This is a genomic window from Roseateles aquatilis, from assembly GCF_002205645.1.
Taxonomy (GTDB): domain Bacteria; phylum Pseudomonadota; class Gammaproteobacteria; order Burkholderiales; family Burkholderiaceae_C; genus Roseateles; species Roseateles aquatilis.
Genome location: NZ_NIOF01000003.1, coordinates 138,369 through 165,258, shown reverse-complemented (window position 1 = coordinate 165,258; position 26,890 = coordinate 138,369). Strand labels below are relative to the sequence as shown.

The following is a 26,890-nucleotide window of genomic DNA, read 5'->3' as shown; positions in this document are numbered from 1 at the left end:
TTCCCGAAGCGCGTCATAGCCGCGGTACACCGCCGATCTTGCGGTCGTTGTACGGGGTCACGAGCGTGCGGTCATTGCGGAGCAAGTCGCCGGGGATCTCGTCGAGCCGATACGCATAGCTGCGGTTGTGCTCCTTGTTGACGAAGGTGGTCCGGTAGCGACCGCACAGATCCATGATGTCGCCTTGATGCGTGCTGAACAACAACTGGGCGGCGCGGTCGCCCGGCGACTTCCCGGTGAGGAACAGGCCCAGCAGCTTGGGCAGCAGGTGCGGATGAAGGTAGAGGTCGAGCTCGTCGAGGATCAGCACCGATCCGGAGGCGACCACCGCGGCAATGGGCAGCATCAACCGGAAGATCTGCTTCGTTCCGGCCGATTCAGTGGCCGGCAGGACGGCGCACTCCTGCCCGTCGACGTCATGCATGAACACGGGGAAGAACCGTCGCTTGCCATCGGAGCCCTCCTCGCTCGCGACCTGCAGCCGGGTAATGCCGATGTCGCAATCCATGAGGAACTGCTGGACGTACTCGCGGACGTCGTCGTGCTCGTGCAGCACCTGCGCCACCTTGTGGATGTCCATGAACAGCGACTCGCGCGTGCCACTGCTCCCGACGTTGAAATGGATGTTCTTGAAGAACGCATGGACGGCGGCGAGCTCGTCGATCTGATGGTGGTACGCGGCGGAGATCACCGACGCATTGCGCCGCACCTTCACACCTTCCAGCACCTTCAACCGCGCGACGGCCCGGACGCGGTCCTGCGTCCGTTCGAACACCAGCGTCTTGCGCTTGCTGGCCTTGAACAGCGCCTCGCGTGTCACCCCGGTGGGGGTCACGTCCAACTCATAGCGGTAGGTTGCGTCCTCGATCAGGAACTCGACGTAGAACGAGCACGGCTCCGGATTGGAGAAGAACGCCGCCACGGGGATCTCGGCGTCCGGATCAGTCGAGAAGGACGCCGACACGAAGCTGGCCAGGAACGCCAGCCCCTTCAGCAGGTGGGTCTTGCCGCTGCCGTTGGCGCCCTTGACGCACATGACGGTGGCAACGGAAAGCCCCAGCGAAACACGCTGCGGCACGTTGGCATCCAGCCGAAACGACACGCTGGCGCCTTCCTGGAAGGAGAGGAAGTTACGAAGGCCGTATTCGAGAAGCATGGCGTCTTGTTGTCGATTTCCGTCGAAAGTGACGGAAGTATAGACATCCAACGCTCTGCACGCTTGTGCTATTTCACGGGGATCGGGTACCACGGATAGCGCGTCCCCTCGTCGTCCCCATGATCCCTAAGCCAGCGCCCCATGAACACCGCCAGCCCGACGCCAGACAACGCCAACGAGACCGCAGGCACCACTGGGCCGAGCTCGGTCCCGAACATCATGGGGTCGCCAAAAATCACGATGAATCCCCATCTCACAACCCTTCCTAGCGCACGAATCATGAAAATGAATATAAGAAACGTTCCAATATAGTCCTTTACACGACGCTTCACCCGCCAAACGAACCAGTATGAAAGGACGGAAACAATACCAGGAGCGGCATACAATGCAAGTTCTCGCAAATATTCATTCGTAGCAGACATCTTCTACTCCTTCAGATCTCCCCAACGGAATCGTCACCGCGATTTCCACCGACCTACGCGCCGCTTCGAAATCCGCCTCTTCCAGAAAATCCAACCCGACGACATCGCTCGCCGGAATCAGCGCAGCGAACGCTTTTGGCGCCGATGCATGGGACGACGCCCCGCCTAACCGCAATGGGCGTGTCAGGAAGAAATACCCTCGCGTCGGGTCGCCCGGCCAACCCTCTGGCCAGCCCAAAACTTGCTGCCCGTCCTTCAAATTCAGCATCACGTGAGATTTCTCTGTACGAAGGACTTGCTGCCAATCCAACGGCCCGGAATGAGAACATGGCGAGGTTCGTCGCGTCTTCTTCCGTTCGCCGTCCCTCCACTTCATGAATCGTGAGGCGACCAGGCCACCAAGAATCGCGAAGATTACCGGCCCAAGAACATCAAGGTGACTCGCCCACCGCACTTGCTCGCCAGGCTCCAGGGCGAAGGCTTTCAGGGCCGCCCAAGCCATGACGACCAATTCGGTCGCGATCAAGGCGATGACACCTCTGGAGGCGACATTCGGCACTGGATGTTTGAGATTCCAATAGAACGCGAGAATGGCCACCACGCCCGGCAGAAGCTGAGAAAGCAGCGCGAAATCAGTTTTCTCCAGATCCATGCTGGCTCCAGGCAAGGTTGTCCCTATGGCATGCCAGATGTTTGGCAGGCTTGTCGTGACTCCTTCTGGAGCCTGGCCGTCACTCCTCAGCCAGACGCTCAAATCTCTAGAGCATCAGCAGCAGGTGGTAACCGCAAAATTCGGCGCGTCGAATATCCAAGAGCGTAGGCCTTTCGGCCCGATTCATCAACGACTCAACAAGGCGCAGTTTTGTGCCATTCCGGTAGGTTCATTTGCAACCCGTCTCTGAGTCTTGACGCGGGTCAAGGCGAAAGTTGACCTAGACCCACTCGCATACGGAGGAACGCCCGACTCGGCCTTGTGGGCCTCTCCGCTTGAATCTGCGGAATTCCATCGATGACATGACCTCGCAGTCTCCAAAACAAAACGAGTGCCCCGCTTCCGCGTGCGCACTCGTTTTCCCTTGGTGGAATCTACCTGACTACCGCTGATACCCCGCCCTCGAATCGGCGTGAATCTCAGCGGGCATCAATAGAGACTGCGCTCCCACTTGACCTGGAAGTCGTGCTCCTCGAAGACGGCCATCTCGACAACGCCGAGCAGGCAGGCCGCTTCGTGCAGCAGATCCACCGCGGCGTCACGGACATCGTCCTGCTCGATGCTGGCCGGCTCCATCGGTTGCCGGGACTGCTTGAGGATCAAGGCCGCCTGGACGACGCGGTCACGCAGGCTGTGAAGCGCGCCCCCCGTGGTCATGGCGCGGCTCGGCACGAAACGGGGCCACCCGCCATGCCGCGCATGGCGGGGCTCCCGCCGGCCGGGGACCTCGTTGATGTCGGCGAGGAAGTCGAGGAAGGCCTCGGATTCGCCGTGCAGCGGCTGCCTGTGAAGCAGCGGGATGCGGCGGCGGACGAGGTCATCATCTGCCGCATCGGCCGCGCAGGTTGGCGGCGGGCCCGGCGGCTCGCCACCATCGCCGCCGCCGGCCGGCATGGCCATTTGCTGCGAAAGAAGGCCGCTGGCGCGGGCGGATTGGTCGGGGGTAAGAGGCCGGGACATGCGTGCGTTCCAAGGTGGGTCGATCGATCCCCGCCGGAAGGCGCATCAACCATGCGCGATGAAGGCGGGCAAGAGGTCGAGGGTCGAGAGGTCTTCTCACGGTGCAAGGTCGCGAGCCCCCTGGACGCATCTTCCGGGCCCCGCTTCATGCGGCCCACTCCTGGAACCTGCCGACCTTGCCCTGTCGCAGACAGGAACTCATAGGCCGAACCACCGAGATCAGCGAGTGGCAATCGACAACGCGGTCACGACATCGCGACTCCCATCGTGCCGCCCGGATGGCGGCGCGACGACTCCGCCCGCTTCAAAACCCGAATGCCAACCTCACCCCGCCCCAATGCCTCCCGGCCACGGTGACAGGCGCCGACGCCTCCTTGAGCAGCACGAAATTCCCGCCGCCCATGTCTCGGCGATAGGTCTGCAGCAGGAATGGCCGCTGATTGCGAGCCGAGGCCAGCCCGGTGCGATCGTTGAAGATCCGCCGATACCGGCTGTTCGCCGTGTTCCAGGCGACGTCGCCGGCGCGCTGCGGCTGGCAGTACCGCCGGTTGTGCGTCGCCACGAACCCGTTGCGATCGACGGCAATGCAGAACACCACCTTGCTGGAGAACGACAGCACGCGCTCCTGCACTTCCGGGAATAGCTGGTCCGCCAGCGACGTGAAGCGCGTCGTGTACTGCTGAGGATCGGTGCCCTTGATCGGCTGATACTGCTCGTCGAAGAGCGACGCGAGATCGATGCGTTGCTCCGCCACGGCGCGCTCCAGCAGCGCGGCGATCTCCGCGGCGGCGCCCTGCACGGCCTGGATGTAGGGCGAGTCCTCGACCTCGACGCCGCTGGAGGCGATCTGCTCGATCATCTGCTCGGACAGGCGCAGGAATCGGTCGCTGCAGGCGAAGGCCGATTCCAGCTTGCGCATCGCCTGCTGGATCTCGACGCCAAGCTCGCCCGAGCGCTCCGCGAGTTGCTGCGTCGTGGTCTGGCTTTCCTGCGCCGAACGGGCGATCAGGTCCACGTCGGTCTCGACGTCGGAGAAGGCCTGATGGATGGAGGATTGCGCCGCGCCCGCGACGCCGTCGGCGCTGAGCTCGCGGCTGAAGGTCTCGATGCGGCTGTCCAGCGTGCCGACCGTGCCCATGATGGCCTTGGACGAGGCCTCGACCTGCGCGGCCAGATCCTTGACCGCGTCCGCGACCACGCCGAAACCGCGGCCCGCCTCGCCGGCGCGCTTGGCCTCGACCGAAGCGTTGAAGGCGACCAGCCGGGTTTGCAGTGCGATCTTGGTGATCTCGGACGCCGCATCGGAGACCTGCCGCAACGTGGACACGATGCCGCCGACCTCGTTGCCGACGCCGGCCAGCGCCGAGCGCGCGCGGCCCACGGCCTCGCGGGTCTTTTCGGTGGAGGTGTTGATGCCGTCCTGCGCGTGCCGGACTTGTTCGAGCTCGCCGCCCAGCGCCTGCATGGCCTGGGCCTGGGACAACACGACCTTCTGGGTGTCTTCCAGCAAGCCGCGGACTTCAGCCGCGTCACGACCCAATCTGGATACGCCGCTGGAGAGTTCCCGAACGACCGTGGCGGTCCTGCCGTGCGACGTCGCATCCACGAAGCCGACCGCGTTCGCCGTCGCCCCGTCTCCGACCGCCTCAGACGCGGCCTTCCCGGTGCGCCTGCGCCATGTCTCCCACATCGCCCGCTCCCTGTTGGTCTTTCGACCACATGGACGCGGCCGCTTCGGGCCGTTTTACCAGTCGCGCAGCTTGACGCGCAACCGGGCAATCGCTTGGCTGTGCAGTTGGCACACCCGCGATTCGGTGACCTTCAACACCGCGGCGATCTCTTTCAGGTTCATGTCATGTTCGTAGTACATGGACATGACGAAGCCCTCGCGCTCGGGCAGGTTCTTGATCGCTTCCACCAGCGCGGTGCGCATGCGGTGATCGCGCAGCATGCTCATGGGATCGGCCGACTCGTCACCGACGTGGCGGTCCAGGTAGTCGTCGCTGTCGTCGTCGCCGGAGATGTCCTCCAGATAGACCAGCTGCGTGCCGCGCACCTTGCCCAGCATCTCCTGGTACTCGACCAGCGAGATGCCCATCTCCGCGGCGATCTCCGATTCCTGCGGCGCGCGGCCAAGCTTCTGCTCCAGCTTGTGCACCGCGCTCTCGATCGACCGCTGCTGGCGGCGATTGCCGCGGCTCATCCAGTCGCTGCCGCGCAGCTCGTCGAGCATCGCGCCGCGGATGCGCTGCGTCGCGAAGGTCTCGAACTGCACGCCCTGCGCCGTGTCGAAACGCGACAGGGCATCCGTCAGGCCGATCAGACCCACCTGGATCAGATCGTCGAGTTCGACGTTGGCCGGCAGCTTGGCGATCATCTGATGCGCCAGCCGCCGCACCAGCGGGCTGTACTGGCGAATCAGCGAGTTGTTGTCGAGTTGACCCTTGGCGGTGTACATCGTCTCGTCTCCAATCCCAGGGCGTCAATGCGCGGTCAGGGTCACGCCTTGCGGGGCGCGGCCGGACTTGGGCTGCCACATCGGACGGGGCCGCAGCGGCATGGCGTCGGCGGGGCTGTCCAGCGCGGCGCCGGGCACGGAGGCCAGCAGCAGCTCGCGCGCCATGTGGCGCATCTCGTGCGTCAGCGGCGCGCTCACCGGCTGGCGCGGATCCAGGCAGGCCCACTCGCGCAGCACCGCGCCCAGGAAACCGTCGCCGCAGCTCGACAGCTGCTGCGCGATCCGCTCCGCCAGGCGCAGCTGCGGCGAGCATGCCAGCAGCAGGCTGTAAACCATCAGGCCGGCGCGCTGCGTCAGCCACTTCATGCCCGCGTAGGCATGGGTGACGCTCTGCACGTCGGTATCGGCCAGCAGGACCGGCCGCACCTCGCGCGATACCAGCACGCGGCTCAACTCGGCCGCGCTGGCATGCAACAGGACCACGTCCGCGAACGGGGCTGCGTCGGTCACGGCTTCCAGGAACTGGGCCGCCGAGCCGTGCGCGTTGATATAGCGCAGCGGCAGTCCGCGCGCGGCGAGAAAACTGACCTTGGCCGACAACGATTCGACGCAGGCCGCCAGGTCCACCGCCGCCAGGTCGGACGCGGCGGCGGCCTGCTCGCCGGCATCCACCACCAGGGTGTGCAGACCGAGCTCGCCGAACGCCGAGCACAGGCCTTCGAGCAGCGCCCCGCTGCCCACCACATGCGGATTGCTCACCACCGGCACCACGCGCACCCGCGCCGAGGCGAACAGGCGTCGCAGGCCGTCGGCCTGGTCCTTGGGAGCATTGCTGAAGTCGCGCATGGGCTGCTCTTGTCGTCTTTCGTTATCCGCTCCAGTCGCAGGAGTCCTGCACCTCTGGAGCCGTTACCGGAAGTTTCGCCCTGGGGGCCCCCCTCTGACGCGGAATTGAAAGGGGGAAACACCCCGCTTTTCTCTTCCCGTCCGGCTACCCTACTCCCGATTCGCGGAAACGACAAAGGAAGGGCTCACGCCCTTCCCCTGTATTCGACGGCGACGCCGTCAGCGCCCCGGGCCCGCCGATCGGCCGGACAGCCGGTCGGCGCCTCGGGTCAGTTCAGGCCCATCGCCGACGCCACGCCCGCCGGCGCGCCGACGGAGCCGGCGGTGAAGATCAGGTTGACGTCGGAAGCATCCACGCGCCAGGCCGATTGGCCATGGTTACGCAGCGCCCGCTGCACCAGCGCCTGCGACGACAGGCGGTGCCAGTCTTCCGGCACGCGCTGGCCGTTGGCCACGCCCAGCACGCGGAGCTTGTGGCGGATCACCGTGTCCAGCGCCGGGGCCAGCTTCACGGCTTCGTCCAGCTTGGACAGGATGACGCCTTGCGCCTCGGAGCCCCGCCAGGCGGTCACGACGTCCTCGATGGTCTCGCCCTGCTGCGCGGCGTTCACCACCAGGATGCGCTTGATGCTCTTGTGCGCCAGCATGTCCAGCAACTCGGCGGTGCGGCTGTCGCGCTGGGCGGTGCCGGCCGTGTCGATCAGCACCATCTTCTTGCCGGCCAGCAGCTCCAGCAGGTCCTCCAGCGAGGCGCGGTCGTGGGCGGTGTGCACCGGCACGCCGAGGATGCGGCCATAGGCGCGCAGTTGCTCGTGGGCGCCGATCCGGTAGGCGTCCAGCGTGATCAGGCCGAGCTGGCTTGCACCGTACTTGGTCGCGAACGCGGCGGCGATCTTGGCCGTCGTCGTGGTCTTGCCGACGCCGGTCGAGCCGATCATCGCGAACACGCCGCCCTGGTCTTCCAGCGCCGGCATCTGCTCGGCGGTGGCGACGTTGCGGGTGAGCACGTTGGCGGCCCAGGTGTGCGATTCCGATTCCTCGGTGACCTGCGCCGGCAGGCCTTCCACCAGCTTGCGCACCAGGGCGGGCGAGAAGCCGGCGTCCAGCAGCTTCTGCGTCAGGCGCGCCTGCGCCGGCTGGCGCTGCAGCTTCTCCATGAAGGCCAGGGCGCCGAAGCGCTCCTCGATCATGCCCTTCATGGCGCGCAGCTCGGTCATCATTTCCTGCTCGCGACGCGACGACGCGGGCATGTCGTTCAGCGGATGCGCGCCGCCGTAGCCGGCGCCGACGCCGCCCAGGTCGTGCATCTGCTGCTGCACGCGGATCTCGTCGCGCAGCACCGGCGGGACGATGCGCGGCGCGGGCGCCGGCATCGGGGCGTGGTCATGCGAGTGGCGCTCATCGACGCGGCGCGCGCCCAGCGTCTGCATCGCGGCGCGGGCACGCTGGTCGCGCTGCGCCGCCATGGAGGCCACCGACTCGGCCAGCGGCGCGGGCGCCGGGCTGTCCATCATCGGATCGGGCAGGCCGTTGATCTCGGCCGAGCGACGCTTGAGCATGCGCTCGCGCACGTAGTCCTGGAAGGACAGCGTGCTCATCGCCATGGCGCTGACGTCGTCGTTCACCGAGGCTTGCTGGCCGCGGTCGAAACCGGGCTCCTGGCGCGGCGCGGCCTCGCGCGGGGCCGGCGCGCCGGACAGGCGCTGCTTGAGCGCCTGACGCGGCTGCGGGTCCTGGCGCTGCGGCTGCGCGGCGGCCTGCTGGCGCGGCGCGGCGACACGCGGGGCCGAAGCCGCCACGCGCTCGATCTGCGACATGCCTTCGGGCGCCATGGCCAGGACTTCGACGCCCTCGGGGCACGGCTTGTTCGAGAGCACGACCGCTTCGTCGCCGAAAGCCTGGCGGACCAGGTTCATGGCGTCACGGGTGTTGCGGGCGGTAAAGCGTTTGACGTTCATGCCGTGCCTCCGATGATGGAGCCGATGCGGATCGTGTGCGTTTCAGGGATCTCGCTGTGTCCGAGGACCTTCAGCCGCGGCGCGGCGCGCTTGAGCAGTCGGGCCAGGGGCGCGCGGATCAGGTCGGGCACCAGCAGGCAGGCGGGCAGGCCGCGGTCCTCCTGGGACTGCGCGGTCTGGGCGGCACTCCGGGCGAGCGTGTCCGCGACGCCCGGATCCAGCGCCGCGCCGTGAGGCGAGTGCAGGGCCTGGCTGACCAGACGTTCCAGCTCGGGATCGAGGGCGATGACGTCCAGTTCCTTGGCCGGACCGTAGATCTGCTGCACGATCGCCGGGGCGATGTGGATGCGGATGCGACGGGCCAGCTCGGCCGGATCGGTGGTCTGCGTGGCGTTCTCGGCCAGGCTTTCCACGATGGAGCGCATGTCGCGGATGTGCACGCCCTCTTCCAGCAGGAACTGGAGGACTCGTTGCAGTGTGGCGACATTGACCATCTTGGGTATCACGTCTTCGATGAGCTGAGGCGCTTGCTTGGTGAGGTGATCCACCAGCTGCTGGGTTTCCACCCGGCCCAACAAACGGGCCGCGTGGACTTGCAGCAAGTGTGAAAGATGCGTGGCCACCACGGTCGCGCAATCAACGACGGTAAAGCCCGCCATTTGCGCCATTTCCCGTTGGCGCTCCTCGATCCAGACCGAGGGCAGCCCGAAGGCCGGATCTGTCGTCTGCGTCCCGATCAGCTTCTGCGTCGCGTGCCCCGGGTTGATCGCCAGCCACATGCCGGGATAGGCCTCCGCCTCCCCGATCACCGCGCCGCGCAGCGTCACGCGGTACTGGCTGGGACGCAGTTCGAGGTTGTCCCGGATGTGGACCGACGGCGGCAGGAAGCCGATGTCCTGGGCGAACTTGCGGCGCACGCCCTTGATGCGGCTGAGCAGGTCGCCCTCGCGGGACTTGTCGACCAGGGTGATCAGGCGATAGCCAACTTCCAGGCCCAGGGTGTCGACGGGGACCAGGTCGTCCCAGGTGGCCTCGGCGTCGGGATTGGGCGCGCCGGCCACGGGGGCGGCGGGCTTCTTCGCGGCGGCGGCCGCGGCGGCCTGCTGCTTCGTGCGCATCCAGTAGGCCAGGTAGCCCAGGCCGCCGGCGATGATCATGAACACCAGATGCGGCATGCCCGGGATCAGGCCGAGCGCGAAGACCACGCCGGCGGTGATGGCCACCGCCTTGGTCGAGCCGAACATCTGCGTGCCGATCATCTGACCGACGTCCTTGTCCTTGCCCACGCGCGACACCACCAGCGCGGACGACACCGAGATCAGCAGCGCCGGGATCTGCGCCACCAGCGCGTCGCCGACGGCCAGCAGGATGTAGCTGTCGGCCGCCTGGCTGGCGGTCAGGCCGTGCTGGGCCACGCCGATGATGAAGCCGCCGACGATGTTGATGAACAGGATCAGCATGCCCGCGACGGCATCGCCGCGGACGAACTTGGAGGCACCGTCCATGGAGCCGAAGAAGTCCGCTTCGTCGCCCAGCTCGATGCGGCGGCGCTTGGCTTCCTTCTCGTCGATCAGGCCGGCGGACAGGTCGGCGTCGATCGCCATCTGCTTGCCGGGCATCGCGTCCAGGGTGAAGCGGGCGCCGACCTCGGCGATGCGCTCCGCGCCCTTGGTCACCACGATGAAGTTGATGACCACCAGGATCGCGAACACGATCAGGCCGACGGCGAAGTTGCCGCCGATCAGGAAGTGGCCGAAGGACTCGATCACCTGGCCGGCGGCGCCCGGGCCGGTGTGGCCCTCCATCAGCACCACGCGGGTGGAGGCGACGTTGAGCGACAGGCGCAGCAACGTCGTGATCAGCAGCACGGTCGGGAAGGCGGCGAAGTCCAGCGGACGCAGCATCTGCGACGCCACCATCATCACCATGATGGACATGGCGATGTTGAAGGTGAAGAACAGGTCCAGCGCGAACGGCGGCAACGGCAGCACCATCATCGCCAGCACCATCATGATGGCGATCGGCGCCCCGAGCGCGCTCACGATCGCGGCGCGGGGTCCGAGGAGATTCTGCAAACGGGCCATCAGCTCGTTCATGGGTGCTGCCTTCATGGATCAGGTGCCCGACACCGCCGTCGGGTGCCGCCATTGTTCGGCGGAAGGCGTGCCGGCCTTAGCCCGATAAGCGGGGTAATTCCCCCTGAAACCGCCCCTACCCGGAGCGCTTCCCGGCGCTCCGTCCAGCGCGACGGGCGAAGGCTCAGGCGGGCGAGCCTTCGGGGAAGACATCGTCCAGTTCGTCCGCAGGCGGCGTCCAGCCGGGCTTCTTGTGCGGATCGAGCTCGTCCGGCACCGGCGGGTTGGGCACGGCCGGCGGGGCCATGCCGCGGCCGGCCATCGCGGCCTTGAGCTGGTAGACATAGGCCAGCACCTGCGCGACGGCGCCGAACAGCGCGCCGGGAATCTCGTGATCGAGCTCCGCGTGGGCGTACAGGGCACGGGCCAGGGCCGGCGCCTGCAGCACCGGCACCTTGTTCTCCCTGGCCAGGTCGCGGATCTTGAACGCCAGCAGATCCAGGCCCTTGGCGACCACGCGCGGCGCGCCCATCCTGGTCTCGTCGTACTGGATGGCGACGGCGTAGTGGGTCGGGTTCATCACGACCAGGTCGGCCTTGGGCACGGCGGCCATCATGCGGCGCTTGACGATCTCGCGCGCCTTGGCGCGCATCTTGTGCTTCATCTCGAGGTTGCCCTCGGCCTCCTTCATCTCGTTCTTGGCTTCCTCGCGGGACATCTTGAGGCGCTTCAGGTAGAGATGGCGCTGCAGCGGCACGTCGATCACGGCGAACAGCGCCAAGGCCAGGCCCAGCAGCATCATGCCGCCCATCAGCTGCTTGCCGGCGAAGGCCAGCGCGGCGGGCAGCGGCACCGACATGATCCCGATGAAACCGGCGATGCGGTCTTTCAGCGCCATCGCGCCGACGATGCCCAGCACCAGCGACAGGCCGACCGCCTTGAGCGCGGTGGTCAGGTTCTGCCACTGGAACAGGCGGCCGAAGCCGGTGAGCGGATTGAGGTGCGAGAACTTCGGCGTCAGCGGCTTCATCGTGAAGTTCCAGCCGCCGGAGGCGATGTGCGCGGCGATCGCGGCCATCGCCAGGATGATCAGCGCCGGCAGGCCCAGCATGAAGCCCTGCCAGGTCAGCGTCGACAGCCGCTCGGTCATCATGCCGGCGGTGCGCAGTTGCTCGGCGTCGAAGCGCAGCGCGCCCTCCAGCATGCGCTGCAGGGTCGCGACCGCATAGGGCATGGACGTGGCGAACAAGGCGCCGCCGGTGGCCATCACCGCGAAGTGCGGCAGGTCCCGGGAGCGCGGCAGTTGCCCTTCCTTGCGAGACCTTTCGATCTTTTTCTGCGAGGCGGGTAAGTTGCGGTCTTGTGCGTCTTGATCGGCCATGAGGAGGCCGCGACCTCATGCCGCGGCTCCGCCATTGTTCGGCGGAAGCGGCCCCGGCCTTGGCCGGATAAGGGGGTGGAAAGCGCCGGTGTTCTCACCCGGTTCAGCGGCCCAAAAAGACAGAAGCCCGCGCTTGGCGCGGGCTTCTTCAAGGTGCTGGCGATCAGAAGCCCAGCGAGGCGAGCAGATCGTCCACTTCGGACTGGTTCGCGACCACGTCGGTGCGACCTTCGGGGCTGACGACGGGACCTTGCAGGATGCTCGGATCGACCTTCTCGCGCTGGTCCGGGGGGACCACCGAGACCAGCAGCTTGACCAGCGAGTCTTCCAGGTCGTTGGCCAGCGTCACCACCTTGGCGACGACCTGACCGGTCAGGTCATGGAAGTCCTGGGACAGCATGATGTCCGTCAGATGGGTGTCGATCTTGGCGGTGGAATCCTCGACCTCCTTGACGAAGTTCAGCACCGCGCCGGAGGCCACGGCCCGCACCGGATCGGCGGTGATGGACTGCGCCATCGCCAGCGCCGCGGCGGTGATCTTGGCGTGCTCGCCCTTGGCCTGGTCGACCGAGTTCAGCACCTTGTTGGCGGCGTCGGCGGTCTTGTTGGCGATGTAGGTGAGGCGGCTGCGCGCGTCGGGCAGCCCGTCGGTGGCGACCTGCAGCTTGGGCATCACGCCCAGTTGCTGCATCGTGTCGTGCAGCACCCGGGTGATGGTCCCGATCTGCTGGAAAACTTCGGGGGAAACCGTCAGCGGCTCATTGCTCTGCGCGGTCAGTTTGGCCAACTCTTCCATCTGCATGGTGTGCTCCCAGCATCAGGCCGCAGCGGCCAGCTTCTGCATGATCTTCAGGACTTTTTCTTCCAGCGTCGCCTTCGTGAATGGCTTCACGATGTAGCCGGCCGCGCCGCTTTGCGCGGCCAGGACGATGTCCTCCTTGCGCGCCTCGGCGGTCACCATCAGCACCGGCAGGTGCTTCAGCGTGGCGTCTTCCTTGATGGCCTTGAGCAGCTCGAAGCCGTTCATGTTGGGCATGTTGATGTCGCTGACGACGAAATCGTATTTCGCCTGTTTCAGCATGCTCAACGCCTCGACGCCGTCTTCCGCCTCTTCGGCGTTGTTGTAGCCGATCTCCTTCAGCAGACCGCGCACGATGCGGCGCATGGTCGAGAAGTCGTCGACGATCAAGAATTTCATGTCAGTGCTCATGGCGTTCCTCTGAGGGGACTGGAGGGCTTAAGACGACTCAAGCGATTCTTTTTGCGGTGTATCCACCAACGGCGGGACAGGGTTCCGGAGCGTTATCGGCTCGCGGGCGCGGAACTTGAGGCCAACGGCGCGCTGGCCGCAGCATCCCCGGGTTCGTCGTCCTCGTCGGGCAGATTCTTCAGCACCGCATCCTCGGCATCGCGATTCATCACGATGATGCTGATGCGGCGATTGATCTGGGCATTCGGGTCTTTCGTGTCGAGCAACTTGCTCGACGCCAGACCCTGCACGCGCAGCACCCGGGTGTCCGGCAATCCGCCCGCCACCAGCTCGCGTCGCGAGGCGTTGGCACGGTCCGCCGACAGTTCCCAGTTGCTGTAGCCGCGCTCCCCGGCAGAAAACGGCTGAGCATCCGTATGACCTTCCAGCGTCAGCCGGTTGGGCACCTCGGACAACACGTTGCCGAGTTCCTGCAGCAGTTCGCGCATATACGGTTTCACTACCGCGCTGCCACTGTCAAACATCGGACGATTATTCTCGTCCACGATTTGAATGCGCAAGCCCTCGCGGGTCATGTCGAGCCGGATTTGCCCACCTAATGCCGCAATCTTGGGATTGTCGGCGATGATTTTCTCGACCTTGTCCTTGAGTTGCTGCAGGCGCACGCGCTCCGCGCGGCGCTGCTCTTCCTTGAGCGCCTTCAGATTGACGGTCTTGCGCGGAGATTCCACGTCGCCGGCCTTGACCTGGCCGGTCTGGCGCGTCAGGTCCTGGCCGCCACCCTTGATGATGTGCGACGCGTCGCCCGAGCCCGAGCCGCCGAACATCGCCACCTTCAGAGGCGAAGCGAAGTAATCGGCGATGCCCTTCTTGTCGCCCTCGGTGGTCGAGCCCAGCAGCCACATCAGCAGGAAGAACGCCATCATCGCTGTCACGAAGTCGGCGTACGCGATCTTCCATGCCCCGCCATGGGCGGCATGACCGCCCTTCTTGACGCGCTTGATGATGATGGGCTGGAGTTTCTTGGCGTCACCGGCCATGGCTATTCACTCCAGAAAGATTCGGTCGGTCGGGGGAATGTGGAAAGAGGTTATCCATGCGCGTGGCGCGGATTTACTTCTTCTTCACATGCCCTTCCAGCTCGGCGAAGGTCGGGCGCTCGGTGGAATACAGCACCTTGCGGCCGAATTCGATCGCGACTTGCGGCGCATACCCCTGCATCGAGGCCAGCAGCGTGGTCTTGATGCATTGCAGTTCCTTGCCGGCCTCGTCGACCTTGGATTCCAGCGCACCGGCCAGCGGCTCGGCGAATGCATACGCCAGCAGAATGCCCAGGAAGGTACCGACCAGCGCCGAGCCGATCATCCCGCCCAGCACCGCCGGCGGTTGGCCCACCGAGCCCATGGTGTTCACCACGCCCAGCACCGCGGCCACGATACCGAACGCCGGCAGGCCGCCGGCCAGGCGCTGCAGCGCGATCACGGCCAGGAACGCCTCGTGGTGATGGGTATCGATCTCCGCGTCCATCAGCGATTCGATCTCGTGGGCGTTGAGGTTGCCCGAGACCATCATGCGCAGGTAGTCGGTGATGAACTCGGCGACGTGGTGGTCGTTGCCCACCGTCGGGTACTTCTGGAACAGCGGCGAGCTGTGCGGGTCCTCGACGTCCTTTTCGATGGACATCAGGCCTTCCTTGCGCGCCTTCTGCAGGATGTCGTAGAGCAGCGCCAGCAGCTCCATGTAGCGGGCCTTGGTGTACTTGCTGCCCTTGAAGCAGTCGCCCAGGCCCTTCATGGTGGCCTTCATCACCTTGGGCGGATTCGTGGCCAGCATGCCGCCGATCGCCGCGCCGAAGATGGTGGTCATCTCGAACGGCAGCGCGTGCAGCACGACGGTGATGTTGCCTCCGTGCGCGATGAACACGCCGAAGATGCAAGCCAGGGCCAGCAGCCAACCGATGATGACAAACATGGAAATTGATCCGTCTTTGGTAATGCCGCCGCGTCCCCTCGCGGCACGGCCAATCTCATCCCTTATCGACCGGCTTGCGATCCGCTTGAGCCCGGCTTCGCGCCTTCGGCCCCCGGAGCGGACGCCGATCGGGCGTCACTGACTGAATTCGTTCGTAATTCCCGCGCGCCCGAGACGCCCCGGCGGCTCAGGCCCCGAGGTCGCGCACGCGGTAGACGTACAGCTGGTGCCGCGTCCCGGTCTCCAGCCGCGCATGGACGGGTGGCCCGGGCAGCGGAAAGTCCAGGCTGACCAGCCAGCTGCCCGGTCGCATCTCGGCCCGCGCCTTGTCGAGCGCGCGCGGCATGGATTCGGGTCGCTGGAAGAGATAGACCAGGTCCGTGTCCCGCCACGACTGGGCCCACAGGTCGCCCCGGGCGATCTCGGCCCAGGGACAGCGCAGGCGGGCCAGCAGCCACAGGAAACCACTGTATTCAATGCCCGTGACACGCACGCCCGGATAAGCGCGGCGAAGGGCCACCAATCCATCGCCTAGCCCGCTGCCCGCATCGAGCACGCGGGCGCTGTCGCGCAGCGCCACCTGGCCGGGCAGCGCGCGCAGCGCGTCATGCGGGGTCGGGAACAGCGGCGCGTCGGTCCAGCCCCGGCGCGGGTAGGCCAGCAGCAGGACGGCGAGCGGAATCAGCCACGCCCAGGCGGGCAAGGACGAACTCGTGACCAGCAAGGCGAGCGGAAAACCCGCCGCGACGATCAGCCGGCGCCAGACCTGGCGGTGCAGGCCGGCCAGGATCAGGCCCAGGCCCGACGCGACCAACGCGGCCGGCCAGTCGGGGCCGAACAGGCGCCAGACCGCGAAGCACGCGGCCCAGCTGAGCAGCGCCAGCGTCGGCCAGCGCAGGGCGGAGGGCGCCTGCGGCGCGGCGTCGCCGGACGCGGCGGCGCGGGGAAGTCGGACAGCCATGTCGGCCGCCTCAATGCATCTGGATGCCGCCGGCCGCCTTGCCCTTGCCGGCGCGGGCCGGAGGGTTGCACAGGCCGCAGACGTAATGCTTGGCGACCTCGTGCGGGTGGGTCACGAAATGACCGTTGCACTTGCTGCAGCGGGTCATCGTCAGCATGCCGTTGTCGACGAACTTCACCAGGCGCCAGGCCCGCGTCACCGACAGCAGCGGCTCCAGGTTCTGGGCGGTCGTCTGCTCCTGGTAGAGCTGATAGGCCTTGATGACGACGTCGATCTCATCCATCTCCGCGGCCTTGTTCAGGTACTCGTGGATGTTGAGGAACAGGCTGGCGTGGATGTTGGGCTGCCAGGTCATGAACCAGTCGGTCGAGAACGGCAGTTGGCCCTTGCTCGGGCTCTTGCCCGAGACTTCCTTGTACAGGCGCAGCAAACGCTCGTAGCTCAGGTCCGTTTCCGACTCCAGCACCTGCAGGCGGGCGCCCAGGTGGATCAGCGTCACGGCGCGCTCGATCTGCTTGGCTTCGGTCAGGATGGACTTGGTGCGCATGTCGGTGTCTCCGGCGAGGGGTCGAGCTTCAGTTCGGTCGAGCGGCGTCGAAAACTACTTTAGGCGGCTTCCTGATGACGTCCAGCCATCAGGATGGAGGCATGCAGGCGGGACACGCTGTCGTTGGCGGCCGGCTTGCCGTGCGAGGTCAGCAGGCCCCACACCAGGTCGTCGTCCATGCGGAAGCGGCACAGCAGCGTGTTGCCCGAGGCGATCTTGAGCATCTGAGCGGCGCTGAGGGTGTTCAGCAGCGCCGCGGTGTCCTCGGAGATGCCCAGGCGATACAGCGCCTGCTCGCGGTCCGCGCGGATCAGGCTCTGGGCCAGCATCAGGTAGGACAGGTTGGCTTCGCGGATTTCGGCGAGGATCTGGTCTGCGTTCATCGAGCGGCTCCTGGGGGTGTTCGGGGGCTGTTGTCTTGCTGGTCGCGGCGACTGCTGCGTTGTCAGCGTTTTGTTTCAGCGTGAGACGAACTGTAGGGACCGCGACAAGAACGCAACATCAGGTGGCTTCCATGTAAAGGTTAGGGAGCGCGCCGACGCGTTTGTCAGGCAGATTCCTACACGCTGCCGGATCAGCGCCATCCCGGCGCCGCTTTTCGACGTTTAGGTGAAGCGCCGACGGAGCCTTTCGGCCTCGTCCGAGCGCCCGGTGGCATCCAGCAGCAGCGCGAGGTTGTGAGCCGCCAGATGGCTCCCGCGCCCGGAGACGGCACCGGCCTGCCCGGGTCGCTCGCCGAGTTCCAGGCAGCGGCGCCAGGCGTCCTCGATCATCGGCAGCAGCGCGTCGGCGTTGTCGGGCTCGTCGGCCGCCCAGTCGAGCAACACGTCGCCCAGCGCGAAGAAGAAGTCGGGTGAGTCCGCACAAATTTGCAGTTGCGTTTCGGCAAAAACCAAGCCATCGGCATGGCGCTTGGTCGACTTCAACGCGAACAGGCGACGCGCGACGAGATCGCCCCACCAGCCTGGCGCCTCCACCGGCCCGGACGGCGCGATCGACGCTGCGGCGGTCCATCGATCCGCGGCATTCGCGAAGGCGGCCTCCGCCTCGGCGAAGCGCTCGTACACCGACAGATCCTTGCCGAGCTGGTACCAGAGATAAGCGTTGCCCGGCTCGTCCATGAGCGCCGCGCGCAGCAACTGCTCGTTGCGCCCTTGCTTCACCTGAAGCCGTTCGGGCAAATAGCCGTCATGCGCGACGTGGATATCCAAAGGACGGACCGGCAGGCGATGCACCGGTTGTTCATGGATGCGACCGGCATAACGGACAGGCCCAGGCAGGACACGGCTCAGGCGCGAGCGCGCGGTGCCGCCATCGAAGCGGTCGTCCAAGGCGATCGTGCCGACGAAGTCGGGCGCGGTGTGGCGCAGCGCGTCGAGCGCCACCCCACCGCCCGCCCCGATCAACCACTCGTCGGCATCGAGCACCAGGTGCCAGTCGGCACCCGCCGCGTCGAGCGCCGCGTTGCGGGCCGCCGCGAAGTCGTCGATCCACGGGAAAAACGCGACGCGCGCGCCGGCCTGCTGCGCCAGTCGGACGGTCTCGTCGGTGGAGCCGGTGTCCAGCACCAGCATGTCGTCCACGTGGGGGCGGACGCTGGACAGCAGCCGCGGAAGGGTCGCCGCTTCGTCGCGGGCGATCACGACGAGGCAAGTGCGCCAGCGTGCTTGCATCGGCGTGTCAAGAGATCCCGAGGGGTCTCAATGCATCTGGATGCCGCCGGCCGCCTTGCCCTTGCCGGCGCGGGCCGGAGGGTTGCACAGGCCGCAGACGTAATGCTTGGCGACCTCGTGCGGGTGGGTCACGAAATGACCGTTGCACTTGCTGCAGCGGGTCATCGTCAGCATGCCGTTGTCGACGAACTTCACCAGGCGCCAGGCCCGCGTCACCGACAGCAGTTGCTCCAGGTTCTGCGCCGCGGTCTGTTCCTGGTACAGCTGGTAAGCCTTGATGACGACGTCGATCTCGTCCATCTCGGCGACCTTGTTCAGGTACTCGTGGATGTTGAGGAACAGGCTGGCGTGGATGTTGGGTTGCCAGGTCATGAACCAGTCGGTCGAGAACGGCAGTTGGCCCTTGCTCGGGCTCTTGCCCGAGACTTCCTTGTACAGGCGCAGCAAACGCTCGTAGCTCAGGTCCGTTTCCGACTCCAGCACCTGCAGGCGGGCGCCCAGCTTGATCAGCGTCACGGCGCGGTCGATCTGCTTGGCTTCGGTCAGGATGGACTTGGTACGCATGGTGGCTCCGTCGCTTGTTGGACGATGTTCTGGGGCGGCAATCGAGTCGCCTGATCGGCCTCCTCCGGCCGGGTCAGGTGAATGGCGGGTCGGCGCGGCCGACGGCGGTCAGGCAGCTTCCTGGTGGCGACCGGCCATCAGGATGGACGCATGCAGGCGAGACACGCTGTCGTTGGCCGCCGGCTTGCCGTGCGAGGTCAGCAGGCCCCACACCAGGTCGTCGTCCATGCGGAAGCGGCACAGCAGCGTGTTGCCCGAGGCCATCTTCATCATCTGCGCCGGGCTCAGCGTGTTCAGCAACGTGGCGGTCTCTTCCGAGATCCCGAGGCGATACAGCGCCTGTTCGCGGTCCGTGCGGATCAGGCTCTGGGCCAGCATCAGGTAGGACAGGTTGGCTTCGCGAATCTCGGCGAGGATCTGGTCGGTGTTCATCTCTGGAATCTCCTGCGGCGTTCGTTGCTGCGATGGAACGAATTCTGCGCAGGCGCCGCATTCAGCAACATCAGGTTGCTACCAGATACAAGCTAGGGAGCACGCCGACGGCCTTGTCAGACGGATTCCTACACGCTGACAGGCCCACCCGGTCGGCACCTCGAGGCGAGGCCGACAGGCAGGGGCCTGGCGTGGATTTCGGGGGAAGGTTTCCTGTAGGGCCCGCCGAGGGCGACGCCCACGCGTGGCCGCGGCGGCGGGGGTATCCCCTACAAGAATGAGCTATTGCCAACCGATGGTCCCAGCGGAATCAGATGGATTCGGTGGGTTCGGCGGCGCCGGGAGACGCTTCCGACCCGCGCACGGAGGGGCCCGGGCGGGGTCTCCGAGAACAGGCGCCCGGATCAGGCCGCCTGCAGGCGCAGCAGCTCGGTCTCGACGATGGTCATCAGCTCCGGGGAGTCCTTCTTGAGGCTGTCCAGCGCTTCGCCCTGGTTCAGGCGCGTCAGCACTTCGATGGCGGCCTTGACCTCGCCCAGCCCCGACAGCGCGAAGCCCAGCGTGTACAGCGACGGCGCATGCTGCGGCGACAACTCGACGGCGCGGTGCGCGTACAGCGCGGCGTCGCGCAACTGGCCGGCGGCCAGCAGCAACGCGCCGACGTCCGACAACAGATCGATGCTGTCCGGCGCCATCTCCAGTGCGTCGCTCAGCAGCGAGACGCCGTCGCCGATGCGCCCCTGCGCGGCTTGCGCATAGGCGGCATTGCGCGCCTGCGCCAGCAGCAGGCGAGCTTCGCTCGACCCTTGGCGGACACGGCGCGGTCCGTGAAATTGTTCCTCGATCGACGCGTCGATCATCGACACGGTGGACCGTGCCTCGGTTTGCGTTTGCAGTGGCATAGACCTCTCCATGGTCGTTGGGGCTCGTCGAATCGAGACCGGTGGGGTCACCCTCCGGATCCCGGCGGATGCGACGCCTGCCCCCATCGGCAGCGTCAGGAAACACTTTAGGGCGGCACCCCCGTGACCGAGCACACGAAAAGCACGGCCATTGCCCCTCAATCTCTCCGCCTCCGGGCCGTAGACACAAGGGTGTCCGTCGCATGGCGCGGGCCGACACCAGTCCGGCCCAAAGTCAAACGACAAACAACACGTTGCAAGGCCTGCTTATCCACGGATCACATGTCTTGACAAATCGCCCTCAAGTTCTAAGGAGCCGGTGCCGACAACCAAAACAACGGGTCTGCTGAAACGTAGCGACAAGCAAGCAAGACAAGGTCGAGCAAGCAGTCAACGCGGCAGCAGCACGTGGTCCGGTTAGAAGGCCTGACGTTCTTGGGATCCCCGAAAGGGGAGGCGGGGCGGCAACGGTTGACTAGCGTCGGACTGGGACCGAACCGGGAAATGGCCCGGCAGGTTCAGCAGGAGCCTCCGAGATCCTCGGCGGGCCGATCTCCCGATCGGCCCAGGGATCGAAGGACCTCAGGCGCTCATGTGTGGTTCGGCGCTTTTGCCGGTATTTATGTATAGCTGTTAGGAGCAATCATGGCCCAAGTCATCAACACCAACCTGCTGTCGCTCAACGCCCAGCGCAACACCGCCACCAGCTCCAGCTCGCTGGCGGTCTCCATGCAACGCCTGTCTTCGGGCCTGCGTGTCAACTCGGCCAAGGACGACGCCGCCGGCCTGGCGATCGCCGACCGCATGAACGCGCAAGTCCGCGGCATGAACGTCGCTCAGCGCAACGCCAACGACGGCATCTCCCTGTCGCAAACGGCTGAAGGCGCGCTGTCCAAGGTGGGCGACTCGCTGCAACGCATGCGTGAACTGGCGGTGCAGGCGCGCAATGCCACGAACACGACGTCCGACCTGGACTCGATCGGCCAGGAATACAGCCAGCTGGGCTCTGAAATCCAGCGCGTCCTGGGCGGCACGACCTTCAACGGCCGCGCCATCCTGGCCGGCGACTCCGGCACGCAAACCTTCCAGATCGGCGCCAACACCACGGCCAACGACTCGGTGGACGTGACGACGACCAACATGACGACCGACGCCACCGTGACCGCGGTGACCGGTGGCGCGATCACCAACGCCTCGTCCACCAGCGACCTGGCCACCGTGATCGACAACATCGACGCGGCCATCAAGACGGTGTCGAGCCAGCGCTCGGGACTGGGCGCCTCGCAGAACCGTTTCGACGCGATCGTCTCGAACCTGCAGATCTCGGTCGAGAACCAGACCGCCGCTCGCAGCCGCATCATGGACGCCGACTTCGCCGCGGAAACCGCCAACCTGAGCCGCGCGCAGATCCTGCAGCAGGCCGGCAACGCGATGATCGCGCAGGCCAACCAGCAACCCCAGCAAGTGCTGGCCCTGCTGCGCTGATAGCCGCCGGAGGCGTCACCGCCTCCCCCGCCCCTCCCCGGCCGCCTGCGGCGGTCGGCGGAGGGCGTCGAGGAAATTCTTCACGGCCGTCAGTGGCCGTTACACGCTTTCTTTTCGAGAAGGGCTCAAGTCCATTCCCACGCGTCCCGATAACTGCTTCAACGGGTCCGCAATCAACTGCAAGGGCCACGTGGTCCGGCTCAGTCGGACGGTTATTTGAACGTCTGACGGACCGAGAAGGTCTTTGAAATTTAAAGGAATGGATCATGGCTCAGATCATCAACACCAACCTGCAATCCCTGAACGCCCAGCGCAATCTGGCGTCGTCGCAATCGTCGCTGTCGGTGTCGATGCAACGCCTGTCGTCGGGCCTGCGGGTCAACTCCGCCAAGGACGACGCGGCCGGCCTGGCGATCGCCGACCGCATGAACGCCCAAGTGCGTGGCATGAATGTGGCCCAGCGCAACGCCAACGACGGCATCTCACTGTCGCAAACGGCGGAAGGCGCGATGTCCAAGGTGGGTGACTCGCTGCAGCGCATGCGGGAACTCGCCGTGCAGGCCCGCAACGCCACGAACACGACCTCCGACCTGGACTCGATCGGTCAGGAATACTCGCAGCTGGGCGCTGAAATCCAGCGCGTGCTGGCCGGCACCACGTTCAACGGCAAGGCCATCCTGGCCGGCGACGCGGGCACGCAGACCTTCCAGATCGGCGCCAACACCACGGCCAACGACTCGGTCGACGTGACCACCTCCAACATGACGCAGGACGGCACGGTCACCGCCGTGACGGCCGGCACCATCGACAACACCTCGACGCCGGCCACGCTGGCGACCGTGATCGACAACATCGACGCGGCCATCAAGACGGTGTCGGGCCAGCGCGCCGTGCTGGGTGCCTCGCAGAACCGCTTCGACGCGATCATCTCCAACCTGCAGACGTCGGTCGAAAACCAGACCGCCGCCCGCAGCCGGATCATGGACGCCGACTTCGCCGCGGAAACCGCCAACATGAGCCGCGCGCAGATCCTGCAGCAGGCCGGCAACACGATGGTGGCGCAAGCCAACCAACTGCCCCAGCAAGTCCTGTCGCTGCTGCGCGGCGGCTGATCCCGAAGGGGCCGGGGACGACGGCGCTCGGGCGCCCTCCTCATCCGCCCCGCACTCCTGACGAGCGCTTCTCCTGCAAGAAGATAAGGACGCGCCCCTGGCGTCCCCCGGTTGACTCCTCAAGCATCGGTCCTCGTGGCCGAGCCTCCAAGGCTCCGCTCTGTTCCCCACGGGAACGGCGCGGAGCCTTCTTTTCTTTTGGGCCGTGTTTGACCCGCTAATCGGCCGTTTGCGGGTCATCGCCCTTTCGCACAATGGAGCCATCGAGCATGAAGTGACGCTCGATCACCGGTCCAACCGGCAGGTCCATCAATGACTGCGAAGGCGCAGCGAGGACCGGCAGGGGCGGTCGGGAACGACCACCTTCACCGGGTTCGCAGCCAGGACAGGATCTCCGCAGGAGTGCATCAATGCCACAGACCATCAATACCAACATTGCTTCGCTGAACGCGCAACGCAATTTGAACTCTTCGCAGTCGTCGCTGGCCACGTCCATGCAGCGACTGTCGTCCGGCTTGCGGGTCAACTCCGCCAAGGACGACGCCGCCGGCCTGGCCATCGCCGAGCGCATGAATGCGCAGGCTCGAGGCATGACCGTGGCGATGCGCAACGCCAATGACGGCATCTCGCTATCGCAGACGGCGGAAGGCGCGCTCGGCAAGGTGGCCGACTCGCTGCAGCGCATGCGTGAACTGGCGATCCAGGCCCGCAACGCGACCAACGCGGACAGCGACAAGGACTCCCTGGACAAGGAGTTCGGCGAGCTGGCCAAGGAAATCCAGCGCGTCACGGGTGGCACGTCGTTCAACGGCAAGTTCATCCTGGGCGCGGACGCGGCCACGCCGCAGACCTTCCAGGTCGGCCCGAACACCACGTCCAACGACGAGATCGTGGTGACGACCCCCAACATGACCAGCGATCCGACGATGACGGCCGTGGCCGGCAGCGACGCGGCCGGCACCGGGCGCTCGGTCATCGACCGCACGGCCGACCCGGCGGCGATCGCCACGGTCGTGGCCAACATCGATGCGGCGCTGGACACCGTCAACAGCCAGCGCGCAACGCTGGGCGCGACGCAGAACCGCTTCGACGCCGTGATCTCCAACCTGCAAGTGGCGTACGAGAACCAGACCGCCGCCCGCAGCCGGATCATGGACGCGGACTTCGCGGTGGAAACCTCCAACCTCAGCCGCGCGCAGATCCTGCAGCAGGCCGGCAACGCGATGGTCGCGCAGGCCAACCAGCTGCCGCAGCAAGTGCTCTCGCTGCTCAAGGGCTGATAGAAAAACGCAATAGCAAAACGCGGCGACCGTCCTCAAGTGCGGCCGCTGCGTGCCGATACTCTGGACAGGGCCCCTCGCGAGGCCCTGTCGTGCATGGTGGTTCCGACAGGAACCGGGGTTGGCTCACAGGAGTTTGAACGATGGCCAGCATCACCTCCACCGGTCTGGGCAGCGGCCTGGATGTCGAGAGCATCGTCACCAAACTGGTGGCGATCGAGAAGCAGCCAATCACGGACCTGCAGTCCCGCACCAGTACGATCCAGACGCAGATCTCCGCCTACGGCAAGATCCAGAGCGCCTTCAGCACGCTGCGCGACGCGGCCGCCAAGCTGAGCAACCCCACCACCTGGGCGGCCCTCACGGCCACCTCCTCCGATCCGACGATGGCCACCGTCACCGCCGGCAACGGCAGCGGCGCGGGCTCGTACGCGCTCAACGTGACCAACCTGGCCTCGCCGCAGAGCCTGTCCAGCAAGGCCTTCGCCACCAACGCCACGGTCGGCTCGGGATCGATGACGATCGAGCTCGGCCAGTGGAGCGCTGACAACTCCACCTTCACCAGCAAGGACGGCGCCACGCCGGTCAGCATCACCATCTCCGCGACCGACACGCTGGCCAATGTCCGCGACAAGATCAATTCGTCCGGTGCCGGCGTGCTGGCCTCGGTCGTGACCGATGCCAACGGCTCGCGCCTGGTGATCCGCTCCAAGGACACCGGCGAGGCGAATGGCTTCCGCATCTCCACCGCCGACGACGACGGCAGCAACGGCGATGCCAACGGCCTGTCCGCCCTGGCCTACGACCCGACGGCCTCGATCGGGTCGATGACCCAGAACACCAAGGCCGCGAACGCCCAGCTGACCATCAACGGCCTGGCCATCAGTTCCGCGACCAACAACATCGAGAGCGCCGTCGACGGCCTCACGATCAACCTGCTCAAGCCCGGCACCTCGACCGTCTCGGTCGGTCAGGACAAGGACAGCGTGAAGAAGGCGATCAACGACTTCGTCACGTCGTACAACAGCCTGATGACGTTGATGCGGGACAACACGAAGTACGACGATTCGAACAAGACCGCCGGCACGCTGCAGGGTGACAGCACCGCCGTCGGCCTGCAGAGCCAGTTGCGCAACATCACCGCGTCGGGCAGCTCGTTGGGGGGCGCGTTTTCCCGGCTGTCCGACCTGGGGCTGGATATCGGCGCCGCGGGCACCATCACCGTCAACGACGCCAAGCTGACCAGCGCGCTCGGCAGCATGAGCGACCTGAAGAACCTGTTCATGGGCGTCGACCCCACCGACCCCAACAACAACGGCCTGGCCTCGCGCTGGCGCTCGTTCGCCGACCAGGTGACCGGCTTCGACGGCCAGATCACGACGCGCACCGCCGGCCTGCAATCCAACGTGACGTCCAACAACAAGCGCGTCGACGAGCTCAACGATCGCGCCGACGCCTACGAGAAACGCGTGCGCGCGCAGTACACCGCGCTGGACACGCAGATGGCCAAGCTCAACGACATGTCGAGCTACGTCAGCAAGCTCACCAGCATGCTGGGCAGCGGCTGACCGATGCGGCGGTCCGTGGTCGCGCCGGTCCCGATCCGGCGGTGAACAGACCCGGGGTCGCCGCCCTTCTCCGGCGCTTCGAAAAGCGCGCCGCCAAGCCTCCTCACGGAGGCTTTTGCCTTTCTGGAACAGCGCAGAATTTGGAGACATATTCAACACAGTCATGGCTCAAGTTGAGCCGACGGGGGCCGAAAACTCATTCAAGCACTACAGCAATCAGGCAGCAGCAAGCAGATCATGTACGGCAACACTTCCCCCTTCGCCTCCCACGGCCAGCGCGCCAGCACCATGTACAACCGCGTTGGCGTGGAGACGGATGTCCTGCAAGCCTCGCCGCACCGCCTCGTCACCCTGCTGCTGGACGGCGCGTTCGACGCGATGACGCAAGGCATCGGCGCGATCCGCGCCGGCAACACAGAGATCAAGAATCGCAGCCTGAGCCGCGCGGTCCGCATCCTGGATGAGGGCCTGAAGGCGGCCCTGGATCTGGAAGCCGGCGCGCTGGCCAACGACCTGAACGATCTGTATGCCTACATGTGCATGCGGCTGACCTACGCCAACCTGCATGCCGACGCTGCCGCGGTCGAGGAATGCACACGTCTGTTGCAGCCGATCCGCGAGGCTTGGGCTGGCATTGCCCCGGCCATCACCGAACAACGCGCCGCCGCCTGATCCGGCACCTGGATTGCCACCCGCACTTCGACTTGAGTAGTTCCATGTCCAAGCACACCGCCAAGCCCCTGACCGCCGCCGCCCACGCAGCCCCGACGACCACGGACCGCATCATGAACACCCAACTGTTGAGCTATTACGAGGCCATCGAGCAAGCCAGCGCCGACATGCTGAGCGCTGCCCGCTCGGGCAATTGGGATGAAGTGGTGAAGCTGGAAGGCGCCTGCGTCCTGTTGATCTCGCAACTGAAGCATGCCGCCGCCAGCCAGCAGTTGGGCCCGGACGAGTCGCAGCTGAAGACGCGCATCATGCAGCGCATCCTGCTGAACGACGCCGAGATCCGCCATCTGGCCGAGCCCTGGCTGGACGACCTGGACCAGCTCATGAAGGGCAAGTCCAAGACGGTCCACTGACCGCGTCCGCCACCGGCCGTCGCCGCGCGATGGCCCCTGGCTCCGGCAATACGCCGCGACCGACCCCCGGCTTCGATGGGTTGGCGCGGCGTTTGCCTTTGGGATGCGAGAGAATTTTCCCGACCGACGCCT

At 66.0% G+C, this 26,890-nt stretch carries 27 protein-coding genes; 6 read left to right on the top strand and 21 right to left on the bottom strand.

Translation table 11 applies throughout. The annotated features are described in order from the left end of the window. Window positions 1–13: 13 nt before the first annotated feature. The 21 genes from CDN99_RS09030 to CDN99_RS08935 form a co-directional block, all read right to left on the bottom strand. Window positions 14–1,156: an AAA family ATPase gene (locus CDN99_RS09030; RefSeq protein WP_088384536.1), complete on the bottom strand. Its 1,143-nt coding sequence runs from the start codon at window positions 1,154–1,156 to the stop codon at window positions 14–16. 68 nt (window positions 1,157–1,224) lie between these two features. Next, window positions 1,225–1,578, bottom strand: coding sequence for a hypothetical protein (locus CDN99_RS28190; protein WP_141100709.1), 354 nt, complete (start codon window positions 1,576–1,578; stop codon window positions 1,225–1,227). Continuing rightward, on the bottom strand, window positions 1,562–2,230 hold the full coding sequence (locus CDN99_RS28185; RefSeq protein WP_141100708.1) for a DUF6338 family protein: 669 nt from the start codon (window positions 2,228–2,230) through the stop codon (window positions 1,562–1,564). Before CDN99_RS28185 ends, CDN99_RS28190 begins: the two co-directional genes overlap by 17 nt. A gap of 489 nt (window positions 2,231–2,719) precedes the next feature. Continuing rightward, on the bottom strand, window positions 2,720–3,184 hold the full coding sequence (locus CDN99_RS09020) for a hypothetical protein (protein WP_141100707.1): 465 nt from the start codon (window positions 3,182–3,184) through the stop codon (window positions 2,720–2,722). Window positions 3,185–3,554: 370 nt separating this feature from the next. Then, a complete protein-coding gene (locus CDN99_RS09015; protein ID WP_238139433.1) occupies window positions 3,555–4,760 on the bottom strand; it encodes a methyl-accepting chemotaxis protein in 1,206 nt (401 codons plus the stop codon). A gap of 234 nt (window positions 4,761–4,994) precedes the next feature. Beyond that, window positions 4,995–5,708 (bottom strand): RNA polymerase sigma factor FliA, encoded by a 714-nt coding sequence (locus tag CDN99_RS09010; protein ID WP_088384532.1) that lies wholly within the window; start codon window positions 5,706–5,708, stop codon window positions 4,995–4,997. Window positions 5,709–5,732: 24 nt separating this feature from the next. Then, window positions 5,733–6,554, bottom strand: coding sequence for a MinD/ParA family ATP-binding protein (locus tag CDN99_RS09005; RefSeq protein ID WP_088384531.1), 822 nt, complete (start codon window positions 6,552–6,554; stop codon window positions 5,733–5,735). A 269-nt stretch (window positions 6,555–6,823) separates the two neighbouring features. Continuing rightward, window positions 6,824–8,512: a flagellar biosynthesis GTPase FlhF gene (gene flhF, locus CDN99_RS09000; RefSeq protein WP_088384530.1), complete on the bottom strand. Its 1,689-nt coding sequence runs from the start codon at window positions 8,510–8,512 to the stop codon at window positions 6,824–6,826. Further along, window positions 8,509–10,608 carry a flagellar biosynthesis protein FlhA gene (flhA, locus tag CDN99_RS08995; protein ID WP_088384529.1) on the bottom strand — a complete coding sequence of 700 codons (2,100 nt, stop codon included), beginning with the start codon at window positions 10,606–10,608 and terminating at the stop codon, window positions 8,509–8,511. The genes flhF and flhA overlap by 4 nt, the downstream gene beginning before the upstream one ends. 163 nt (window positions 10,609–10,771) lie before the next feature. Next, entirely contained in the window at window positions 10,772–11,968 is a 1,197-nt protein-coding gene (locus tag CDN99_RS08990) for an EscU/YscU/HrcU family type III secretion system export apparatus switch protein (protein WP_088384528.1), read from the bottom strand. Between the two features lie 163 nt (window positions 11,969–12,131). Continuing rightward, window positions 12,132–12,770 (bottom strand): protein phosphatase CheZ, encoded by a 639-nt coding sequence (locus CDN99_RS08985; RefSeq protein WP_088384527.1) that lies wholly within the window; start codon window positions 12,768–12,770, stop codon window positions 12,132–12,134. A gap of 15 nt (window positions 12,771–12,785) precedes the next feature. Further along, window positions 12,786–13,178, bottom strand: a complete 393-nt coding sequence (cheY, locus tag CDN99_RS08980) for a chemotaxis response regulator CheY (RefSeq protein ID WP_067276146.1) — start codon at window positions 13,176–13,178, stop codon at window positions 12,786–12,788. A gap of 92 nt (window positions 13,179–13,270) precedes the next feature. Then, the gene (gene motB, locus CDN99_RS08975; protein WP_088384526.1) at window positions 13,271–14,218 is read right to left on the bottom strand and encodes a flagellar motor protein MotB; all 948 of its coding nucleotides are present in this window, start codon (window positions 14,216–14,218) and stop codon (window positions 13,271–13,273) included. Between the two features lie 73 nt (window positions 14,219–14,291). Further along, a complete protein-coding gene (motA, locus tag CDN99_RS08970; RefSeq protein WP_088384525.1) occupies window positions 14,292–15,149 on the bottom strand; it encodes a flagellar motor stator protein MotA in 858 nt (285 codons plus the stop codon). A gap of 187 nt (window positions 15,150–15,336) precedes the next feature. Then, on the bottom strand, window positions 15,337–16,110 hold the full coding sequence (locus CDN99_RS08965) for a methyltransferase type 12 (RefSeq protein ID WP_088384524.1): 774 nt from the start codon (window positions 16,108–16,110) through the stop codon (window positions 15,337–15,339). Between the two features lie 10 nt (window positions 16,111–16,120). Then, window positions 16,121–16,657 (bottom strand): flagellar transcriptional regulator FlhC, encoded by a 537-nt coding sequence (flhC, locus tag CDN99_RS08960; protein ID WP_088384523.1) that lies wholly within the window; start codon window positions 16,655–16,657, stop codon window positions 16,121–16,123. A 59-nt stretch (window positions 16,658–16,716) separates the two neighbouring features. After that, the gene (gene flhD / locus CDN99_RS08955; RefSeq protein ID WP_088384522.1) at window positions 16,717–17,040 is read right to left on the bottom strand and encodes a flagellar transcriptional regulator FlhD; all 324 of its coding nucleotides are present in this window, start codon (window positions 17,038–17,040) and stop codon (window positions 16,717–16,719) included. A 222-nt stretch (window positions 17,041–17,262) separates the two neighbouring features. Next, entirely contained in the window at window positions 17,263–18,330 is a 1,068-nt protein-coding gene (locus tag CDN99_RS08950) for a glycosyltransferase (RefSeq protein WP_088384521.1), read from the bottom strand. Between the two features lie 27 nt (window positions 18,331–18,357). Then, a complete protein-coding gene (gene flhC / locus CDN99_RS08945; protein WP_088384520.1) occupies window positions 18,358–18,894 on the bottom strand; it encodes a flagellar transcriptional regulator FlhC in 537 nt (178 codons plus the stop codon). 108 nt (window positions 18,895–19,002) lie between these two features. Beyond that, window positions 19,003–19,326, bottom strand: a complete 324-nt coding sequence (gene flhD / locus CDN99_RS08940; RefSeq protein WP_088384519.1) for a flagellar transcriptional regulator FlhD — start codon at window positions 19,324–19,326, stop codon at window positions 19,003–19,005. A 404-nt stretch (window positions 19,327–19,730) separates the two neighbouring features. Then, entirely contained in the window at window positions 19,731–20,228 is a 498-nt protein-coding gene (locus CDN99_RS08935) for a tetratricopeptide repeat protein (RefSeq protein ID WP_088384518.1), read from the bottom strand. 645 nt (window positions 20,229–20,873) lie between these two features. On the opposite strand from CDN99_RS08935, the gene CDN99_RS08930 reads away from it, so the two are divergent. From CDN99_RS08930 to CDN99_RS08905, 6 genes are all read left to right on the top strand, one after another. After that, on the top strand, window positions 20,874–21,713 hold the full coding sequence (locus CDN99_RS08930; protein WP_088384517.1) for a flagellin N-terminal helical domain-containing protein: 840 nt from the start codon (window positions 20,874–20,876) through the stop codon (window positions 21,711–21,713). Window positions 21,714–21,979: 266 nt separating this feature from the next. After that, window positions 21,980–22,825, top strand: coding sequence for a flagellin N-terminal helical domain-containing protein (locus CDN99_RS08925; protein ID WP_088384516.1), 846 nt, complete (start codon window positions 21,980–21,982; stop codon window positions 22,823–22,825). 410 nt (window positions 22,826–23,235) lie between these two features. Continuing rightward, window positions 23,236–24,105, top strand: a complete 870-nt coding sequence (locus CDN99_RS08920) for a flagellin N-terminal helical domain-containing protein (protein WP_088384515.1) — start codon at window positions 23,236–23,238, stop codon at window positions 24,103–24,105. Window positions 24,106–24,248: 143 nt separating this feature from the next. Continuing rightward, a complete protein-coding gene (fliD, locus tag CDN99_RS08915) occupies window positions 24,249–25,673 on the top strand; it encodes a flagellar filament capping protein FliD (RefSeq protein ID WP_088384514.1) in 1,425 nt (474 codons plus the stop codon). Window positions 25,674–25,910: 237 nt separating this feature from the next. Further along, window positions 25,911–26,345 (top strand): flagellar export chaperone FliS, encoded by a 435-nt coding sequence (fliS, locus tag CDN99_RS08910; protein WP_088384513.1) that lies wholly within the window; start codon window positions 25,911–25,913, stop codon window positions 26,343–26,345. A 113-nt stretch (window positions 26,346–26,458) separates the two neighbouring features. Further along, window positions 26,459–26,758, top strand: coding sequence for a flagellar protein FliT (locus CDN99_RS08905; RefSeq protein ID WP_088384823.1), 300 nt, complete (start codon window positions 26,459–26,461; stop codon window positions 26,756–26,758). The last annotated feature ends 132 nt before the right edge of the window (window positions 26,759–26,890 follow it).

What these genes read in the sequence shown, in the direction of transcription:
- CDN99_RS28190 (WP_141100709.1), bottom strand. Translation starts at nt 1,578, where the DNA reads ATGTCTGCTACGAATGAATATTTGCGAGAACTTGCATTGTATGCCGCT.
- fliD (WP_088384514.1), top strand. Translation starts at nt 24,249, where the DNA reads ATGGCCAGCATCACCTCCACCGGTCTGGGCAGCGGCCTGGATGTCGAG.
- motB (WP_088384526.1), bottom strand. Translation starts at nt 14,218, where the DNA reads ATGGCCGGTGACGCCAAGAAACTCCAGCCCATCATCATCAAGCGCGTC.
- CDN99_RS08905 (WP_088384823.1), top strand. Translation starts at nt 26,459, where the DNA reads ATGAACACCCAACTGTTGAGCTATTACGAGGCCATCGAGCAAGCCAGC.
- CDN99_RS08965 (WP_088384524.1), bottom strand. Translation starts at nt 16,110, where the DNA reads ATGGCTGTCCGACTTCCCCGCGCCGCCGCGTCCGGCGACGCCGCGCCG.
- CDN99_RS08925 (WP_088384516.1), top strand. Translation starts at nt 21,980, where the DNA reads ATGGCTCAGATCATCAACACCAACCTGCAATCCCTGAACGCCCAGCGC.
- CDN99_RS28185 (WP_141100708.1), bottom strand. Translation starts at nt 2,230, where the DNA reads ATGGATCTGGAGAAAACTGATTTCGCGCTGCTTTCTCAGCTTCTGCCG.
- flhF (WP_088384530.1), bottom strand. Translation starts at nt 8,512, where the DNA reads ATGAACGTCAAACGCTTTACCGCCCGCAACACCCGTGACGCCATGAAC.
- flhD (WP_088384522.1), bottom strand. Translation starts at nt 17,040, where the DNA reads ATGAACGCAGACCAGATCCTCGCCGAAATCCGCGAAGCCAACCTGTCC.
- flhD (WP_088384519.1), bottom strand. Translation starts at nt 19,326, where the DNA reads ATGAACACCGACCAGATCCTCGCCGAGATTCGCGAAGCCAACCTGTCC.
- cheY (WP_067276146.1), bottom strand. Translation starts at nt 13,178, where the DNA reads ATGAGCACTGACATGAAATTCTTGATCGTCGACGACTTCTCGACCATG.
- CDN99_RS08985 (WP_088384527.1), bottom strand. Translation starts at nt 12,770, where the DNA reads ATGCAGATGGAAGAGTTGGCCAAACTGACCGCGCAGAGCAATGAGCCG.
- motA (WP_088384525.1), bottom strand. Translation starts at nt 15,149, where the DNA reads ATGTTTGTCATCATCGGTTGGCTGCTGGCCCTGGCTTGCATCTTCGGC.
- CDN99_RS08930 (WP_088384517.1), top strand. Translation starts at nt 20,874, where the DNA reads ATGGCCCAAGTCATCAACACCAACCTGCTGTCGCTCAACGCCCAGCGC.
- CDN99_RS09010 (WP_088384532.1), bottom strand. Translation starts at nt 5,708, where the DNA reads ATGTACACCGCCAAGGGTCAACTCGACAACAACTCGCTGATTCGCCAG.
- CDN99_RS09020 (WP_141100707.1), bottom strand. Translation starts at nt 3,184, where the DNA reads ATGCCGGCCGGCGGCGGCGATGGTGGCGAGCCGCCGGGCCCGCCGCCA.
- flhA (WP_088384529.1), bottom strand. Translation starts at nt 10,608, where the DNA reads ATGAACGAGCTGATGGCCCGTTTGCAGAATCTCCTCGGACCCCGCGCC.
- CDN99_RS09005 (WP_088384531.1), bottom strand. Translation starts at nt 6,554, where the DNA reads ATGCGCGACTTCAGCAATGCTCCCAAGGACCAGGCCGACGGCCTGCGA.
- CDN99_RS09030 (WP_088384536.1), bottom strand. Translation starts at nt 1,156, where the DNA reads ATGCTTCTCGAATACGGCCTTCGTAACTTCCTCTCCTTCCAGGAAGGC.
- CDN99_RS08920 (WP_088384515.1), top strand. Translation starts at nt 23,236, where the DNA reads ATGCCACAGACCATCAATACCAACATTGCTTCGCTGAACGCGCAACGC.
- flhC (WP_088384523.1), bottom strand. Translation starts at nt 16,657, where the DNA reads ATGCGCACCAAGTCCATCCTGACCGAAGCCAAGCAGATCGAGCGCGCC.
- CDN99_RS08950 (WP_088384521.1), bottom strand. Translation starts at nt 18,330, where the DNA reads ATGCAAGCACGCTGGCGCACTTGCCTCGTCGTGATCGCCCGCGACGAA.
- flhC (WP_088384520.1), bottom strand. Translation starts at nt 18,894, where the DNA reads ATGCGTACCAAGTCCATCCTGACCGAAGCCAAGCAGATCGACCGCGCC.
- CDN99_RS08935 (WP_088384518.1), bottom strand. Translation starts at nt 20,228, where the DNA reads ATGCCACTGCAAACGCAAACCGAGGCACGGTCCACCGTGTCGATGATC.
- fliS (WP_088384513.1), top strand. Translation starts at nt 25,911, where the DNA reads ATGTACGGCAACACTTCCCCCTTCGCCTCCCACGGCCAGCGCGCCAGC.
- CDN99_RS08990 (WP_088384528.1), bottom strand. Translation starts at nt 11,968, where the DNA reads ATGGCCGATCAAGACGCACAAGACCGCAACTTACCCGCCTCGCAGAAA.